This window comes from Kibdelosporangium banguiense (genome assembly GCF_017876405.1).
Classification (GTDB): domain Bacteria; phylum Actinomycetota; class Actinomycetes; order Mycobacteriales; family Pseudonocardiaceae; genus Kibdelosporangium; species Kibdelosporangium banguiense.
On sequence record NZ_JAGINW010000001.1, the window covers coordinates 2,138,224 to 2,155,383 of the forward strand.

15 protein-coding genes are annotated in these 17,160 nt (G+C 65.6%); 6 read left to right on the forward strand and 9 right to left on the reverse strand.

Annotation, left to right across the window (positions count from 1 at the left end; genetic code table 11):
* Nucleotides 1-50: 50 nt before the first annotated feature.
* Nucleotides 51-842 (forward strand): helix-turn-helix transcriptional regulator, encoded by a 792-nt coding sequence (locus JOF56_RS10225; protein WP_209636686.1) that lies wholly within the window; start codon nt 51-53, stop codon nt 840-842.
* On the opposite strand, the gene JOF56_RS57820 is transcribed toward JOF56_RS10225, so the two are convergent.
* On the reverse strand, nt 811-1,167 hold the full coding sequence (locus tag JOF56_RS57820) for a PASTA domain-containing protein (protein WP_307855018.1): 357 nt from the start codon (nt 1,165-1,167) through the stop codon (nt 811-813). The genes JOF56_RS10225 and JOF56_RS57820 overlap by 32 nt on opposite strands.
* 9 nt (nt 1,168-1,176) lie before the next feature.
* Nucleotides 1,177-2,364, reverse strand: a complete 1,188-nt coding sequence (locus JOF56_RS10235; RefSeq protein ID WP_443667617.1) for a L,D-transpeptidase — start codon at nt 2,362-2,364, stop codon at nt 1,177-1,179.
* 137 nt (nt 2,365-2,501) lie between these two features.
* On the opposite strand from JOF56_RS10235, the gene JOF56_RS10240 reads away from it, so the two are divergent.
* A complete protein-coding gene (locus JOF56_RS10240; RefSeq protein WP_209636690.1) occupies nt 2,502-3,242 on the forward strand; it encodes an SDR family NAD(P)-dependent oxidoreductase in 741 nt (246 codons plus the stop codon).
* Here the strand turns inward: JOF56_RS10240 and JOF56_RS10245 are convergent.
* Nucleotides 3,230-3,865, reverse strand: coding sequence for a DUF4232 domain-containing protein (locus JOF56_RS10245; protein ID WP_209636692.1), 636 nt, complete (start codon nt 3,863-3,865; stop codon nt 3,230-3,232). The two genes, JOF56_RS10240 and JOF56_RS10245, sit on opposite strands and share 13 nt — an antisense overlap.
* A gap of 155 nt (nt 3,866-4,020) precedes the next feature.
* Here JOF56_RS10245 and JOF56_RS10250 point away from each other — a divergent pair, with 155 nt between their 5' ends.
* Entirely contained in the window at nt 4,021-5,763 is a 1,743-nt protein-coding gene (locus JOF56_RS10250) for a phosphocholine-specific phospholipase C (protein ID WP_209636694.1), read from the forward strand.
* 148 nt (nt 5,764-5,911) lie between these two features.
* Here the strand turns inward: JOF56_RS10250 and ltrA are convergent, their stop codons facing one another.
* The 3 genes from ltrA to pheA form a co-directional block, all read right to left on the reverse strand.
* Nucleotides 5,912-7,171 (reverse strand): group II intron reverse transcriptase/maturase, encoded by a 1,260-nt coding sequence (gene ltrA / locus JOF56_RS10255; RefSeq protein ID WP_209636696.1) that lies wholly within the window; start codon nt 7,169-7,171, stop codon nt 5,912-5,914.
* Nucleotides 7,172-8,012: 841 nt separating this feature from the next.
* Complete coding sequence (locus JOF56_RS10260) at nt 8,013-8,624, reverse strand: histidine phosphatase family protein (protein WP_209636698.1); 612 nt, start codon at nt 8,622-8,624, stop codon at nt 8,013-8,015.
* The gene (gene pheA, locus JOF56_RS10265; protein WP_209636700.1) at nt 8,624-9,532 is read right to left on the reverse strand and encodes a prephenate dehydratase; all 909 of its coding nucleotides are present in this window, start codon (nt 9,530-9,532) and stop codon (nt 8,624-8,626) included. The genes JOF56_RS10260 and pheA overlap by 1 nt, the downstream gene beginning before the upstream one ends.
* A gap of 63 nt (nt 9,533-9,595) precedes the next feature.
* Here pheA and JOF56_RS10270 point away from each other — a divergent pair, with 63 nt between their 5' ends.
* The 3 genes from JOF56_RS10270 (at nt 9,596) to JOF56_RS10280 (ending at nt 11,886) form a co-directional block, all read left to right on the forward strand.
* Nucleotides 9,596-10,192, forward strand: a complete 597-nt coding sequence (locus JOF56_RS10270; RefSeq protein ID WP_307855019.1) for a macro domain-containing protein — start codon at nt 9,596-9,598, stop codon at nt 10,190-10,192.
* A gap of 134 nt (nt 10,193-10,326) precedes the next feature.
* Nucleotides 10,327-11,250, forward strand: a complete 924-nt coding sequence (gene coaA / locus JOF56_RS10275) for a type I pantothenate kinase (protein WP_209636702.1) — start codon at nt 10,327-10,329, stop codon at nt 11,248-11,250.
* 3 nt (nt 11,251-11,253) lie between these two features.
* Complete coding sequence (locus JOF56_RS10280) at nt 11,254-11,886, forward strand: response regulator (RefSeq protein ID WP_209636704.1); 633 nt, start codon at nt 11,254-11,256, stop codon at nt 11,884-11,886.
* Here JOF56_RS10280 and JOF56_RS10285 read toward each other — a convergent pair.
* The 3 genes from JOF56_RS10285 to cydB are packed head-to-tail and all read right to left on the reverse strand — an operon-like array spanning nt 11,875 to nt 17,152.
* Nucleotides 11,875-13,002: a GAF domain-containing sensor histidine kinase gene (locus tag JOF56_RS10285; protein WP_209636705.1), complete on the reverse strand. Its 1,128-nt coding sequence runs from the start codon at nt 13,000-13,002 to the stop codon at nt 11,875-11,877. The genes JOF56_RS10280 and JOF56_RS10285 overlap by 12 nt on opposite strands.
* A 14-nt stretch (nt 13,003-13,016) precedes the next feature.
* Nucleotides 13,017-16,148, reverse strand: a complete 3,132-nt coding sequence (gene cydD, locus JOF56_RS10290) for a thiol reductant ABC exporter subunit CydD (RefSeq protein ID WP_372447855.1) — start codon at nt 16,146-16,148, stop codon at nt 13,017-13,019.
* Nucleotides 16,145-17,152, reverse strand: a complete 1,008-nt coding sequence (gene cydB, locus JOF56_RS10295) for a cytochrome d ubiquinol oxidase subunit II (RefSeq protein ID WP_209636707.1) — start codon at nt 17,150-17,152, stop codon at nt 16,145-16,147. Before cydB ends, cydD begins: the two co-directional genes overlap by 4 nt.
* Between the last annotated feature and the right edge of the window lie 8 nt (nt 17,153-17,160).

The window sequence follows — 17,160 nt, forward strand, 5'->3', positions numbered from 1 at the left end:
ACGGCTTAGCCTGGTATCCAGAGCCGGTTTATTCTGGAACTGGAGATGTCATGTCGAGTCAGCGGCACGAACTCGGCGCCTTCCTGCGCAGCCGCCGGGAACGGATCACACCGGCTGAGGCAGGCCTCCCGCAGACCGGCCGGCGCCGTACACCGGGCCTGCGCCGGGAGGAGCTGGCATTGCTCGCCGGGATCAGTGCCACCTGGTACACGTACCTGGAGCAGGGCCGGGACGTCCGAGCGTCCGACCAGGTGCTGACAGCGCTCGCCGGCGCGTTGCGGCTCGACCGGCACGAGCGTGACCACCTGTTCCATCTCGCCGGGCACATGCCCGCAGCGGAGACCGAAGAGCAGCTCACGGCAGAAGTTGCTGCCATACCAATGCTTTTGCAGTCGAATCCCGCGTACATCATCAGCGCCAGCTACGACGTGCTCAGCCACAACCAGGCGACTGACGACCTGTTCCCGAACTTCCCACGGCCGGCGAACTTCGTGCGCTGGGTGTTCACCGAACCGGTGGCCCGGTACGTGCTGGTCGACTGGGAACCGGAGGCGCGCGGCCTGCTGGCCCGGCTGCGCACGCTCGCCGACAGATACCCCGGTCACGCCGGGTTCACCCGGCTCCTCGAAGACCTGCACGAAGCGAGCCCAGAGGTCCGGGCCTGGTGGCCGCACTACGAGGTGCAGGCCAGGGGCGGTGGCCGGAAACGGCTACGGCGCGCGGATGGCGCGGTGATCGACTTCGCGTACACCGCGTTCCATCTCGCCGAACAGCCCGACCACACCTTGGTGATCTACTCCGACGGCCGGACTAGTCGTCCTTCTTCTTCGAGCGCAACGTGATGCGCTGCTTGGGATCCAGGACCGTGCCGGCCTTGGGGATCTGTTCGACGACCACCCAGTTGTGGTCGATGATCAGCTTGCGGTTCCGGCCGGTGGCGTCCTCTTCGCCGAGTACGTAGAAACCGGCTGCCTGCAACGCGTTCTGGGCGTCCTGGTGGTCCATTCCGACGACGTTGGGCACGAGGTTCCCGCTCGGGGCCTTCGTGCCCGGCACGACGGTCTGGCCGATGACAGCCTCAGCCGGCGGGGGTGGCTGAGGCTGTTGCGGCGGTGGCGAAGAGCAGGCAGCAAGCAGTAACAGCCCTGCCAGCAGTGCTTTTCGCACGACCCCACCTCACTTCACCGCGGAACCAGCCTGCCAGTCGGCCCACGACACGGCCCAGTCCCCATAAGTGTCCCAGACCGGCAGCTGTGGTCCACCGGAATTGGTCACCTCGACGACGTCACCGAGCCCGAAGTGGTTGAAGAACCACTCGGCGTTGGCCGCGTTGAGGTTGATGCAGCCGTGTGAGACGTTCGAGTTTCCTTGCGCGCCAACGCTGTTGGGGTTCTCGTGGACGAACTCGCCGTCGTTGGAGATGCGCTCGGCGAAGTGCTCGAGCGACTTGTAGGCCTGCGGACCCGAACAGACGCCGTACGTGCACGAGTCCATGGTGTAGTCGCGCTGCTTGTCGGAGATCACATGCGCGCCGAGGTGCGTGGGTGTGGCGTCCTTGCCCATGCTGATCGGCATCGTCTTGACCAGGTTGCCGTTCTGGAAGATCTGCATCTGCGCGGTGTTGCCGTCGGCCTTGGCGACCCAGGCGTCGTGCACCTTCAGCGTGAGGTCCCGGTCGGTCTGGCCGAAGACGCCGCCACCGAGGTCGACCCCGTAGACACCGGCGTGCACCTTGATCGTCGTGCCTGCCTGCCAGTAGTTCTGCGGCCGGTAGTGGACCTCGCGCTTGCTCAGCCAGTACCAGCCGCCGGGCTGCGACGGCGTCGAGGTGACGGTCAGCGCCTTCTCGGCCGCGGCCTTGTCGGTGATGTCCTTGTCGAACTTGACCACGATCGGCTGACCGACGCCGACGTCGGTGACGCTGGGTGCCGGAATGAACGACGGAAACGCGGTCGCCTTGGGTGCGAGGGTTTTCACCGTCGACTTCTGCTCGCCTTTCTTGCCGTCCGAGGCAAGTGTGCCGGCGACCACGTCATAGCTGGCGGCATAGGCGAGCGACTCACTGGAAGTCCACGTTGTTTTGTCATCGGACAAGGAACCCTTTACTTTTGTCCCCTTGGCCGAATTGGTCACCGTCACCGTGTCGAGCGTGCCACCGGAGGCCTTCACGGTGATCGGCGTGGTCGGCAGAACATTGTCCCCACCAGGGCTGATGTCAACCTTGACCTCGGCGGCGGCAGCCGGCGCCCCAGACGAGCCGGGCACGCCGGCGACCACTGGCGACTCTCCCGAACTACAGGCGCCGACAATGAGAGCGGTGGTCAGGATTATTCCCGTTACCATCGCTTTGCCTGTGCTTGACATTTCTTCCCGCCCATTCTCGGCCAGTATGTCTTCCTACTTAACACGACGTTTTCGGCGGCAAAAAGTTCACCCCTTATCGCGCCGGTCACAGTTGTCCGATTTGACCTGGAGCGCACTCCAGGGTGTCTGATGGAGGCATGACACTGAACGGCAAGATCGCACTGGTCACGGGGGCTTCGTCAGGGATCGGCGAGGCGACGGCTGAGGAGCTCGCCGCGCAGGGCGCGTCGGTCGTCATCGGCGCGCGGCGCACGGATCGCCTGGCGGCGTTGGAAGAACGGCTCACGGCTCGTGGCACGAAGGTGCTCAGCGTCGAACTGGACGTGACGAACCAGCAGTCGTGCCAGGCCGCGGTCCAGGCGGCGGTGGACCAGTTCGGCGCGCTGGACATCCTGGTGAACAACGCGGGCGTGATGCTGCTGGGCAGCATCGTCGGCGCGGACACCACCGACTGGACGCGGATGATCAACACCAACGTCCTCGGGCTGATGTTCATGACCGACGCCGCGTTGCCGCACATCCTGGCCAGCAAGGGATCCATCATCCAGGTGTCATCCGTGGCCGGACGGGTGGCACGTCTGGGCTCGGGCGTTTACAACGCGTCGAAGTGGGCGGTCGGCGCGTTCAGCGAGTCACTGCGCCAGGAGGTCACCGCCCACGGCGTCCGGGTCGTGCTGATCGAGCCCGGCATGGTCGACACCGAGCTGCGTGACCACATCACCGACCCGGCCGCCCGCAAGGCGATCGCGGAACGGGCCAGCCAGACCAGGCAGCTGCAGGCCTCGGACATCGCGAACGCCGTGGTGTACGCCGTCACGCAGCCCGACTACGTGGCCGTCAACGAGATCCTGATCCGGCCGACCGATCAGGTCCTCTGAATCGTCTTCACGCTCAACTGCTGTCCAGGCGGGTTACCGGCGCAGCCGGTGCCCTCCAAAGGAATGAACATCGACGCGGTCTCCTGCGGCGGGTACACGCGCAGGCCACGCACGGCGGTCGGCTTGCACACGGCCTCGTCGAAGTTGCGGACCTGCGTGAACCCGACTGGGGCCTCCGCGCTGGCGCCAGGTGCGACGGTGATCGCCTCGCCCTTGGTGCCGACCCGGACCGCTGCGGGGCCGACCTGGTGGCCATCGTCACCGGCCACATAGGACACGCCGGGGAAGCCCTGCAGGACGCACGGCGCCGCGCCGATGTTCGTGAACACCAACTGGCGGTACACGGTTCCGGCGGCCGCGTCACCGTTTCCGATGCTGAGTTTCAGGCTCGCCGCCTTGCACTCGCCCTTGTCCACCGCCTGAGCCGACGGCTGCTGCGGCGGTGGCGCGGGCGCCTCGGGCGACGGTGTTGTCGCCGGCGGCGGGCTGGACGATTGTCCGGCGTCCGGCGTGGTGGAGCCGATCGTCGGGATCTGCGTGGCGACGGGCGTGGGCTGGCCGGTACACGCGGCCAGCAGGAACAGGCTGCTCGCCGCCAGGATGCCGATCTTCGGGACGTTCATGGCGTTCGCCTCCAGCAAGTCATCTTCTGGATGCCCACTGTGAGGACGTGCCGAAACCTAGGTAGGTTGCGTCAGACTTTCACCAACAGGGTGTTCACCACCTTGCGAGCACGCGTTCACGCCACGTTCGCCGACGCACCGGAGGCTGCTGAAACATGACTGAGCTCTCCCGCCGCCGCCTGCTCACCCTGTCCGCAGCGGCCTCTCTGCTGCCGCCGTCGGTGCACACCGCACTGGCCGAACCGGCTCGCCCGGGCGGTCTGGAAGCGATCGAGCACGTGGTGATCCTGATGCAGGAGAACCGGTCTTTCGACAACTACTTCGGCACACTGCGCGGCGTTCGCGGCTTCGGCGACCCGGCCGCGCTGCGCGGGATCTTCTCGCAGTCAGGCGTGCTGCCCTTCTCCGCGCGCAAGGCAGCCGAACTCGCGCAGCGCCCCGGCGCCGACATCCAGTACCTCGGCTCCCTCGACCACAGCTGGGAAGGCGGCCAGGCCGCCTGGGCAAGCGGCTGGAACAACGGATGGGTACCGGCCAAGACACCGTCCACAATGGCCTACTACGACCGCAAGGACATCCCGTTCCAGTACGAACTCGCGGAGACATTCACGCTCTGCGACGCGTACCACTGCTCGGTTTTCGGCCCCACAAACCCGAACCGGCTCTACATGTGGTCCGGCAACGTCGGCTACGAACCCGGCACAAACCGGCGCGTGGTCGGCAACGACGCCTACGCCGAGGACACACATCCCGGCTACACATGGACCAGCTACCCCGAACGACTCGAATCCCGTGGCGTGTCCTGGAAAACCTATCAAGAATGGGATAATTACCAGGACAACGCGGTTGAGTTCTTCACCCGCTTCAAGGAAATCGCCCGAAAAGCACTTGTCCCAGTCGGCGGCCTGCGAAGCCTGGACAGTTTCTATGCCAAACTCTTCAAATCGTCACCGGCCGCGCAAGAAGAGATGCTGCGCCAGCTCGCATCCGGCGTCCAGTCGCTTTCCCCAGCTGAGCGGTCTTTGTACGAACGCGGCTTGGCTCGCGTCCGCCCCGGCCAGCTCGCCGCTGCATTCCGCGCCGACGTCGCCTCCGGCAAACTGCCCAAAGTTTCATATCTGGTGCCTTCCGCAGCAGATTCCGAGCACCCATCAGCCTCTTCACCCGCGGCAAGTGCACGGTTGACTTACGACATCCTCGACGCCCTGGCATCGAACCCCCGCGTCTGGTCCCGAACGGTGCTGATCCTCACCTTCGACGAATTCGACGGCTACTTCGACCACGTACCACCCCCAGTCGCACCACCGTCGCAGACTGACGAATACTACGAAGGAAAACCCATCGGCCTCGGATTCCGCGTGCCGACAACAATCATCTCACCCTGGTCGGTCGGCGGATACGTGGCGAGCGAAACCTTCGACCACACATCGATAATCCAATTCCTCGAACGCTGGACCGGCGTCCACGAACCGAACATCAGCCCATGGCGCCGAGCAGTCGCCGGAGACCTGCTCTCAACATTCGACTTCCACCACGCAGGCCGACGCCCAGCCCTGGACAAACCAGGCCCAGTCCCCACGCCGGTCCCCCGCTGGAACCCCGCCCCACCAGCCGCGCAATCAATCCCAGCCCAGGAACCAGGCTCCCGCCCCACCCGCCCAGTCCCCTACCGCCTCGAAGCCTGGGCCAAACTCGACGGCAGATCACTGGTCATAACGCTCCGAAACTTCGGCACCCGCAGCGCCCACTTCACCATCTACCCTTACGCAGGCGAACTGCCCGCTCCCAAGCATGTCGACGTCCTCGGCCTCCAGATCATACGAATCCCACTACCAAGCAAGAAATACGAAATCGAGGTCCACGGCCCAACCGGCTTCCACCGAACATTCAAATCCTAACCAACCGCCCCATTTTCCCACCACACCCAAACCCCACTCGTTCCCCCCATAGGAAAAGACAATCCCCCTCCCATCCCGGGGGGCGGTCGAGTCGACGGCGGGAGTTTCACCCGCCGCCGCTCACAGAACCGTGCGTAAACCTCTCGGTTTACACGGCTCTTATTGCTCTGCCATCGGGCGTGACGTGGCGCCAATGAGAGAAGAGCCGGGGATAGGCCTGAGCGATCTCGGCCAGAGCCTTCCACGCCTTCCGTTGACGACGCCGGAACCGTTTATATTTCTGTGTCAGCCATCGCACCAACTGCTGATTGATACGATACAGGAGCGGGTTCAACATGAAGGCGCGATAACGCCCATAGTAGTTGAGCCACCCCGCGACAATGGGGTTGATCCACCGCGCGAGGTCTTTCCACATGAAGGTGACACGACGGCCTAGATGCCACGAGCGCACCTGCTTGCCCATCGCCACCATCGCATCCTTACTCACCGCGGGAAGGAAATTCATGAACAACTGCCCATGCTCGTTCTTCGCACTCCGAGCCCGAAAATCATATCCCAGAAACGTGAACCGCTCATGCATCGATGACCCACCACGGTTATCGTCCTTGCAATACACGATTTTCGTCTTGCCCGGATGCACTTCCAGCCCGAACCCGGCAAGCCGCGTGACGATCGCCGTCAACACCTCACGAGCCCGCTGCTCGCTACGGCAATGCACGACCACATCATCGCAGTACCGCTCGAACACCACACCCGGAAATTCCCGAGCAATCCACGTGTCGAACGCATAATGCAGGAACAGATTCGCCAGCACCGGCGAGATCGCCGACCCTTGCGGCGTCCCCTTCTCCGGAATGACCGTCGAACCATCGGACTGCCGGATGGGCGCGGTCAGCCACCGTTGCACATACAACGACACCCACCGCGCCGGAGCATGCTTCTCCACCGCCACAACGATCTCCCGATGCGGCACAGTGCCGAAAAACTCCTTGATATCCAGATCAATGACCCAGTCGTACCGCCAGCACCGCCGTCGGCACAACCCGACCGCATCCAACTGCGAGCGACCCGGTCGATACCCATAGGAATCCTGGTGAAACACCGGTTCCACCACCAACTCCAACGCCTTCGCCGCGACCGTCTGCGCCACCCGGTCGGCCACCGTCGGAACACCCAGCATCCTTGTCCCACCACCATGCGGCTTCGGAATCTCCACCGCCCGCACCGCCGGCGGGAAATACGTCCCCGAGGACATCCGATTCCAGATCTTGTACAGATTATTCTTCAGATCCTTCTCGAACTCCTCAACCGAGACCCCATCCACACCAGCGGCACCCCGGTTCCCGCGCACCACCTGGAACGCATCCCATACCTGCCACTTGTCAATCTCAAACGATTTTCCCGACACGAGTGATCCACCCTCACCACTCCTCCCAGCCCAAGATTGACTGGTTGATTTCTGGACTGAATCGCAGCAATCCGCCCCCTTCGCTCCACTCCCATTACAGAAGCTTCATCACTACTACGAGACGGTCCGCCCTCCTGTCCCGCGACCGATACTCCATCTCTCACAGGTCCGCTGCTTGAGACGCTCTCTCTCGCCGACCTCGAACAACCCGGGATCGTCTGTTTCGAGACGAGGAGTTCCCACGTTCCGTATCAATGCCTGAATCGGGCTCACGCCACCTCTACGCCGGACACCGCTAGGCCAAGACAACAGGACACCCGCCCAACTCATCCCGGGACACAGGGACCGCCCCGGTTCTGATGCCACATATAATGGTAACGACGCGTCATTAATGGTTCACTGCACGTTCGTCTTCCCGACTCACACCTGCCGCGATCAATTGCCACGGCTTTTCCATGACGCTCACCACCACGACTCATTCACCGCAGCAGCTCATGGCGGTTTGACACCGTCTCCTGCCCGACGGCGCCGGAGGGCCCACCTCCATCATCAACACAGCATTACCCGACAACAGAAGAGACTGCCAAGGTATTCGTGGCACACTCCCTGGTCCAGTCTACAAGGGAATGGGGGTGGGCAGGGGTTTTCAAGGGTGAACCCCGTGCGAATGGGCCGTTCGCACCGGGATCACCCGAATGGAGGTAGGAGCGCCTGGTTAGGCGGCGCAGGTCGCCGATCAGGGCGGGCACACAGTTTGAGGACGATGGTTCCGGTGAGCAGGACACGGCGTGCGCGGGGACAGGGCTGGGCGAAAGCGCGGGCGGGAGCCCAACCAGCAGGGCTAGCTGTGCGGGAGGTCGAGGCCGATCCATTCCAGGCAGTGCCAGCCGTCGCCGTTGAGTTCCAGCAGGACGTGGCCTGTGTTGGGCAGGACGCCTACGGTGGCGAGTTGGCCGGTCACGTTTTCGGCGAGCCATTCGGCGCCGAGGCGGATTGTGCCGCCGTGGCTGACCAGTACCACTGTTCCTGACGAGTGGGAGGATTTTATCGCGTCGATTGCTTTGAGGAAGCGGGTTTGGATTTCTTCTCCGCTTTCGCCGCCGGGCATTCGGGCGACCAGGTTTTCCTCGGTCCAGCTGGAGTACACCTGGAAGAACTCGTGCAGGGATTTTTGGTCGTTTCGGCCTTCGAGGTCGCCGACGAAGACTTCTTGGACGCCGTCTATTACCTGGACTTCCAGGTTATGGGCGGCCGCGATGGGGGTTGCGGTTTGCTGGGCTCGGGTGGCGGTGCTTGCGTAGACCGCGACTATTTCCAGGTTTTTGGCCGTCTGCGCGAAGGCTGCTGCCTGGGCGTGGCCTTCGTCGGTCAGGGGGGCGCCGGGGATCGCGGTGTCCAGTGCACGGTCCAAATTGGACGCGGTTTGGCCGTGTCTCACCATGAGCAGCCGCATCAGAGACCTTCCTGGACCTTCGCGACCCAGTCCAGGGCGGCGGTGTAGTCGGACGCAGTGGATCGGGGTGGCGCTGCTGACAGCGTTCGGTCGGCCTTCGGGTATGAGCCGAGGAAGCGGACTTCGCGGCTGTTTCTGTGCAGCGCGGCCAGCGCGTCGGCGATTCGGGGTTCGGACACGTGGCCGTCGAAGTCGAGGTAGAACCGGTATTCGCCGAAGCGTCCGCGCATCGGGCGGGACTCGATCCGCGACAGGTTGATGCCGCGCAGTGCCAGCTCGGATAGGGTTCCGGCGAGTGAGCCGGGCTCGTCGTGGGCGATGACCACGAACAGTGATGTCCGGTCGGTGCCGGTTGGCTCGGGCGGTTTGCCGGGGCGGCGGAGCAGCAGGAAGCGGGTCACGGCGTTGTCGACGTCCGCGACGTCTGTTGCCAGCTCGACGAGCGGGTAGTGCAAGACGGCGACAGGTGCGGATACGGCTGCGTCGAACTCGCCGTCGTGGACATGGACTGCTGCGGAGGCCGTCGAGGTTGTGGCGACAGGAACTGCGTTGGGCAGGTTGGTGGCAACCCAGTCGCGGACCTGAGCGAGCGCGTGCGGGTGCGAGGCGACGGTTTTGATGTCCTCGTGCTTGACGCCCTCCCGTACGAGGATTGAGAACCGTACGGGCAGAAGCGCCTCGGCGACGGCGACCAACGGGGAGTCCTCGGCGAGCGAGTCCATCGTCGCGGTCACGGCGCCTTCGACGGAGTTCTCCACCGGTACGCAGCCGGCGTCGACCTCGCCCGCGCGCACCGCGGCGAGCACCAGGGGGACGGTCTCCACCGGAACTAGCGTGGCCTCGCCAAATGTACGGGCTGCTTGTTCGGTGAACGTTCCCTGCGGGCCGAAGTAGGCGATTCGTGACACCGGACAACCATAGGACACTCGATGGCGGTTCCCGAGCTGTCCCAGGCCTGACATGCTGGGGATGTGACCGCCGAATCGGAGGCCAGCGCCGGGAGCTTGGCAGGTTCCTATCCGCTCGAGGTCGTGCTGTGCGCGGTTGAGCAACCGCTCGCGCGAGCGTGGGAGGTGGCGGCGCGACAGCGCCCGGGCATACGCGTGCACCACGGCTCTGTTCTTGAGGTGCCCGTGCAGGCGGTGGTCAGCCCGGCGAACTCGTACGGCTGGATGCGTGGCGGTGTGGACGCGGTCTACGCACAGGCGTTCCCGAACATCGAGCAGACCGTGCGCAGTGCGGTTCTGGCGTTCCACGGCGGCGAGTTACCTGTAGGCGAGGCGTTGATAGTGCCGACCGGTGCGTACGCGCCCGCTTGGTTGATCAGCGCGCCGACCATGCGTGACCCGGGCGATCTGCTGCCGCACGACACTGTCCATCCGTATCTGGCCGCGCGGGGCGTGTTCCGGCTGTGGCAATCAGGGCTGTTGGACGAGGGCGTACTAATCCGTCAGGTCGTACGGTCCATTGCGCTACCCGGGCTAGGAACCGGCGTAGGGGGTGTCGCGCCGGAGATCTGTGCGCGTCAGGTCATCGCCGCGTGGGACGAGGTTTTCCTGCAGAAGTAGGTGAGTTAGCCAACAGCCCGGGTGGCCCGACCGGCCAACTGGGGGTCGGCGTGTACTTCGTCACAGCGCAACTCTGGCGGCCAGCACCTACCGTTAACTGCAAGTTTTCCCTGCCTCGGCGAGGAGTGGGCGCGATGGCGCGCGTGCGTGATCTGACCCCGTATGTGGAATTGCATCGGGAGCAGTGGCGAGAGCTACGCAAGTCGACCCCGCTGCCCCTGTCGGCCGGGGATCTGACCCGGCTGCGCGGCCTGAACGACCCGGTGGACCTGGGTGAGGTGGCCGAGGTCTACCTGCCGCTGTCGCGGCTGATCAACCTGCAGGTCCAGGCCAGGCAACGGCTCAGCGACGCGACGGCCACGTTCCTGGGCGAGTCGGAGAAGGTCCCGTTCATCATCGGTGTCGCGGGCAGCGTCGCGGTCGGCAAGTCGACGACCGCGCGTGTGCTGCGGGCGTTGTTAGCGCGTTGGCCGGACCACCCAAAGGTTGAGCTCGTCACCACGGACGGGTTTCTGTGGCCACGCGCAGAGCTGCTGCGCCGCGGCATCATGCACCGCAAAGGGTTTCCCGAGAGCTACGACCGGCGTGGGCTGTTGCGGTTCGTCTCGGAGGTCAAATCGGGCGCCGCGGAGGCGCGCGCACCGGTCTACTCGCACCTGTTGTACGACATCGTCCCTGGTGAGGAGCAGGTCGTCCGGCGCCCGGACATCCTGATCGTCGAGGGCCTGAACGTGCTGCAGCCCGGTCCGCGGCTGGCCGTGGCGGACCTGTTCGACTTCTCGATCTTCGTGGACGCGCACACCGAGGACGTGGCGCGCTGGTACGTCGAACGGTTCCTGACGCTGCGGCACACGTCGTTCGCCAACCCGGAGTCGCACTTCCACCACTACGCGAAGCTCACCGACGAAGAGGCCCGCCGCGAGGCGATGCAGCTGTGGAACGGCATCAACGAGCCGAACCTGGTGCAGAACATCCTGCCGACCCGGCCGCGGGCCACATTGGTCCTGCGGAAAGGTGCCGATCACAACGTTTGCCGGGTTCGGCTCCGTAAGCTCTAGCCCATGGCTGTCCGGTTGCTGCTCGTCGACGACCACGAGGTCGTCCGGCGTGGCCTGCGTGACCTGCTCAACGGCGAGGAAGACATCGAGGTCGTCGCCGAGGCGGGCAGTGTCGGCGAGGCCGTCGTGCAGGCGTCAGCCAGCAAACCGGATGTCGCGATCGTGGACGTGCGTCTGCCGGACGGGAACGGCGTCCAGCTCTGCCGGACTCTCCGGGCGTTGCCGGACGGTCCACGCTGTCTGGTTCTCACCGCGTTCGACGACGAGGAAGCGTTGGTCGGCGCGATCATGGCCGGAGCGTCGGGTTATCTGCTCAAGCAGGTGCGCGGCCACGACCTGGTGACGGCGGTGCACGAGGTCGCGGCAGGACGGTCGTTGCTCGATCCCGTCACGACCGCACGTGTGCTCGAACGTATGCGCCGCGCGGCCGACTCGGACGAGTTGAACGCGCTGACCGAGCGCGAGCGCAAGGTCCTGGAGTTGATCGGCGAGGGTATGACGAACCGTCAGATCGCCGAGCAGCTGTTCCTTGCCGAGAAGACCGTCAAGAACTACGTGACGTCGGTGCTCGCGAAGCTCGGTATGGAGCGTCGCACGCAGGCGGCCGCGTGGGTCGCGCGCAGGTCAACGCGGTAGCGGCACCTTCCACGTGACGGTCGTCCCGGTTCGCGCGGACGACAGCACGTCACAGTGACCGCCTGCCTGTTCAGCGCGTTCTTCCAGGTGTTTCAGGCCGCGTCGGGTGACGCCGGGCGGGATGCCGCAGCCGTTGTCGACCACGTGCAGCTCAAGCTCGCCGGGGTTGACCGCGAGCCGGACCCGGACGCTGCTCGCCCCGGAGTGCCGGACCACGTTGGACAGTGCTTCGCGCAGCGCCGCCCGGGTGTGGTCGGCGATGTCGCCGGGCACTTTGGCGGGATCGCCGACCAGGTCGAGTCGCGGTTGGAAGCCCAGCAGCTCGCCGGCGGTGGCGACCTCGCCCCGGGTGGTCTCGGCCAGGTCGGTCGGCTCGGTCGGGTCGGGGTTGCGCAGCGTGCGGACTGTTTCGCGGACGTCGGCGATCGTCGCGTCGAGCTGGTCGACGGCTTCGGCCAGCCGGGCCGCGTCGGCTTTCGCCAGGCGCTTGGTCGGGCGACGGACCAGCAGGTCGAGCTGCATTCCGGCGCCGTAAAGACGTTGGATGATCACGTCGTGCAGGTCCCGGGCGATGCGCTCGCGTTCCTCGAACACCGCGACCCGTTGCCGGGCATTGGAGCCTTCGGCCAGGACCAGCACAAGCCCCGCCTGCGCAGCGAACGCTGTGAGCACCTCGACCGTCGGCGGCGCAAACGGTTGCGCACCTTTCTTGCGGTAGACAGTGAGCGCGCCGAGGCGGCGTTCACGCGTGCCGAAAGGCGCAGCCGCGAACGGACCGAAACCCCATAGCTCTTTCGGGACGAACGGGGACGTACGCGGGTCCGTGGTCACGTCATCGACCACCATCGGGATCCCGCTGCGCGCGACCCGTGCGGCCGACGACCGCGTGGACAGTACGAGCCCAACGGGGTCCTCAACGGCCGTACCGTGCGCGGCCTCGACAGTGAGCCTGCCGTCCTCACCGCGTGCCATGACCAGACCGAGGTCGGCCTCGGCGAGTTCCGCGGCGACCTCGACGACACGAGCGAGGACAGCCTCGGGGTCGTCACCGGACAACGCGGCCGTGGCGATCTCGGTGGAAGCGGTGAGCGCACGCGCGGCAAGTGTCGGATCCATGATTACAAGCAAGGTTATGCCACCCGGCCTGCGTCGACCCGGATGACGAGGTCGGCCGCAGCGGCTTCCTCGGGCCTATGGGTGACATGCACGAGCGTGCGCCCGGCCAACGAGGTCGACAGCCCAGCGAGCACGGCCTTGGCCGTCTTCACATCGAGGTGCGCGGTCGGCTCGTCCAGCACGACCAGGTCCGCGTGCGGCGCCGCGACAAGCGCGCGAGCCAGCGCCAACCGGTCCGCTTCGCCGCCCGAGACCATCCCGACCAGGCTGTCCAGCCGACCCGCCCAATGCCCGAGACCTGCCTCGGTCAGGGCTTCGGCGAGGCGTTCGTCGGATGCGAGGGGGTCGCCAAGCCGCAGGTTCTCGCGGATGGTCGTGGAAACGAGCTGAGGTTCCTGCGGGCACCACGCGACCTTGTCGGGCACGTACGCGGTGCCCTTTTCCGCTGGTAGAAAGCCCAGGAGCAAGGCCAGCAAGGTCGACTTCCCAGCACCTGACGGGCCGAGCACGGCGACGTGGCTACCGGCCGGGATGTCGAGGTCGACCCCGCGCAGGCTGGGTTCGGTCGCGCCAGGCCAACGGACGTCCACGCCTTTCAGGCTGACGTGCCTGCTCGGAGCTGGTCGTTCGTGCGGTTCGATGGGCTCGATCGCCTGCACTCGGGCGTACGCCGCACGCAACGCGTCCCTGTGCTGCAACGCGGGAGGCAGCAGGGCAAGCGCTTCGGCAAGCGCCAGTGGCACGAGCGCGAGCACCGGATTCCCTGTCGTAGCACCGAATGCAGCTGCCAGTCCCGTTGCGAGCGTAATCAGACCCGTTGCTGCGCCCGCGCCAAATGCCTGCTTACGCGCACGCTTGGCCAAATCGGCGTCGATACGCGCGAGTTCGGCACGCCGTTGCTGTTGCGCGCCAAACGCAATGAGCTCAGGCGCGGCTTCGAGCAACGTGAGCACGCCGGTTGCCACTTGTCGGCGTCCTTCAGCGAGCGCGGTCGTCGAGCGACGCTCCAGAATCTTGGCGAGCAACGGCGCTCCGACACCGCCGATGAGCACAGCCGCAGCCAGAACAAGCCCCGCCGTAGGCGAGATGACGGTCTGAACACCAACGGCCACAACACAAACGACGGCCGCGACGATCGGCGGCACAAGCACCCGGGGCGTGAGATCGCGGATCGTGTCGACGTCGTCCACGAGCCTGCGCAGGCCTTCGCCACGTGCCAGGCTCGCAGTCCGCGCAGGTCCCAACGAGACCAGACGCTCCCACAGCTTCACCCGCAGGTCGCCTGCCCGGCGGAACGCGGCGTCGTGCGTGACGAGCCGTTCCAGGTACCGCAGACCCGCCCTGGCCAGGCCGAACGCCCGGACCCCGACGATCGCGACGGTCAGTGTGAGGATCGGCGGCTGCTCGGCCGCCTTGGCGATCAGCCAGGCCGAGACCGCCGTCAGCGCGACCCCGCTGGCCAGCGCCAGCGCCCCGATCACCGCGCCAAGCAACTCCCGGCGAGTAATCCTTACCCGGGCAGCCTTACTGGGCAGCTCTGCCGATCCGGGCGCGACAATCGTGGGGTGTAAAGCTTCCTCGGTAAGCCTTACTTCCCGATGCGCGGCCAGTAGGACTGACACGCCATCACTCGCTGCCTCATACACGGCGGCCATGACCCGGCCCGCAGTCGCCGAATCCAAGTGCGCGGTCGGCTCGTCGAGCAGCAGCACGCGAGCACCGCGTTTGACCCGCAACAGCGCCCGCGCGATCGCGACCCGCTGATGCTCCCCTGTGGACAGTTCAATGATCTTGCGGTCCAGCAGGTGTTCAGCGGCGGCCTTCTCGGCAACCTCGCGCATTTCGTCCAGCGTCGGAGGGACGTTGCGATCGCTGACGGCCAACCGAAGCTCGTCGACCACTGTGGCGCAGGCGAAAGCGGGACGTTGCGGAACCCAGGCGACAACCCGTCGCCACGACTCAGAGTCGACTGCGTCGACGACGATCGTGCCCTCGTCAGGCGCGACGAATCCAAGCAGCGCGGCGATTGTCGTCGACTTCCCGCCCCCACTGGGCTGGTCGAGCCGCGTGATCTCGCCGGGCCGCAACATGAACGACACCCCGTTCGGCGCGAACCCGTCCCGCCGCCGCACCCGCAGGCCTTCAACCTGTGCCAATACCCCAGGCGAGTACGTAGTCCGGTTGGCACTGGGCGAAGCGTTCACAAGATCTTTCACGCGGCGAACAGCCTCAAGACCGTCTTCGCTGGCGTGGTGTGCGGCACCGGCGGCCCGCAGCGGGAAGTAACACTCGGGCGCGAGGATCAGCACGAACAACCCGATCGTGAGCGTCAGGTCGCCCGAGACCAGCCGCACACCGATGATCACCGCGACCACGGCCACCGACAAGGTCGCGATCAGCTCCAGGACCAAAGCCGACGAGAACGCGGTCCGCAGGGTCGACAAAGTCGCACGCCGGTGCTGGTCGGAAACCCGCCGCACGGCAGCGGCCTGTGCCTCGGCACGCCGGAAGGCCGTCAGAACCGGCAGCGCCCGAATCAACTCCAGCAAATGCGACGACAACCGTGCGGTCGCGTCGGCCGATGCTGCCACGCGATCAGCGGTGTACCGCCCGATCAAGATCGCGAACACCGGCACCAAAGGCACGGTCAACGCGATCACGACCGCCGAAGGCCAGTCGGTGAACAGGACCGCGGCCCCGACCGAAACCGGCACCACGGCGGCCGAGACCAACGCGGGCAAGTACGTCGTGAAGTAGGCGTCGAGTGCGTCCAACCCCTTGGTGGACAACACAGTCAGCGAAGCAGGCCCCTGCTCGGAGATCCACTCCGGGCCACGATTCAGCGACACGTCCAGCACCTGGGCGCGCAACTCTTGCTTGGCATTCGCGGCGGCTCGTGCGGCGACCACCTGCAAAGCCCAGCTCAGGACGGCCCGCGCGATGACCGCACCGACGAGAACCGCCAACAGGCCATGGCCGGTCACGACCGAGGCGAGTGACCAGGCCTGGGCGACCAGGGCGAGTGCGCTCAGGAACGCCAGCGCGAAACAGAAGGCCAGCGCCCGGCGCGCCGATGCTGGCAGCGCGCCGAGCGGGCCTCTCCCCTGCCGGGCTCGGGCGGGAGTTCGCCGGCCGGGAGAGATCACGGGACACGCACCGGGGGAATGTGACCAGTACCAATGCGTTTACGGAACACCCAGTACGTCCAGCCCTGGTAGACCAGCACAGCCGGGGCGCCGAGACCGGCCACCCACGTCATCACCTTCAGGGTGTACGGGCTGGATGCGGTCTCCGTGATGGTCAACGAGAACGCTGGATCCAAAGTGGACGGTACGACGTCCGGATACAACGCTCCGAACAGCGCCACCACGGAACCGACGATCACCAGAGCCATCAACGCAAACGCTTGCCCTTCGCGGCCGATCCCCAGCCGCATCAGCGACAACAGCGCAGCCACGACAACAACGCCGATGCACACCCATGTCCAGGTGGAGCCAGCTCGCAATTGGACCGTCAACAGCAGGCCCAGCAACGGCAGCAATGCGAACGGACCGATCCGCAGCGCGAGCAGGCGCGCCCGCGACCGTATTTCCCCTTCGGTTTTCAACGCCACGAACACGGCTCCGTGCACGAGCGAAAAACCTACGATCGCGAGCGCGCCGAGCAGGGTCTCCCATTGCAACGCGGCGAACGCGGACCCAACCCGGTTCCCGCTCACGTCAATGGGCAACCCGAGCACATTCCACGACAGCAACAGGCCGACACCCAACGCGGGCAACCAGGAACCGACGACGATCACCCGGTCCCAGTTGCGCCGCCACCGCACGGAATCGACCTTGCCGCGATATTCGAACGCCACACCACGGCCGATCAACCCGACCAGAACGGCCAGCAGCGGCAGATACGCGGCACTGAGCAAGGTCGCGTACCAGCCTGGGAAGGCGGCGAAAGTCGCGCCGACCGCGACAATGAGCCAGACCTCGTTGCCGTCCCACACCGGGCCGATGGTGTTCACCATGACCCGGCGTTCGGTCTCGTTCCGGCCGAGTACCGGCAACAGCATTCCGACACCGAAGTCGAAGCCTTCCAGGAAGAGATATCCCAGCCAGAAGAAGGCGATGATCAGAAACCAGACAAGCGCCAGGTCCACAGTGACTC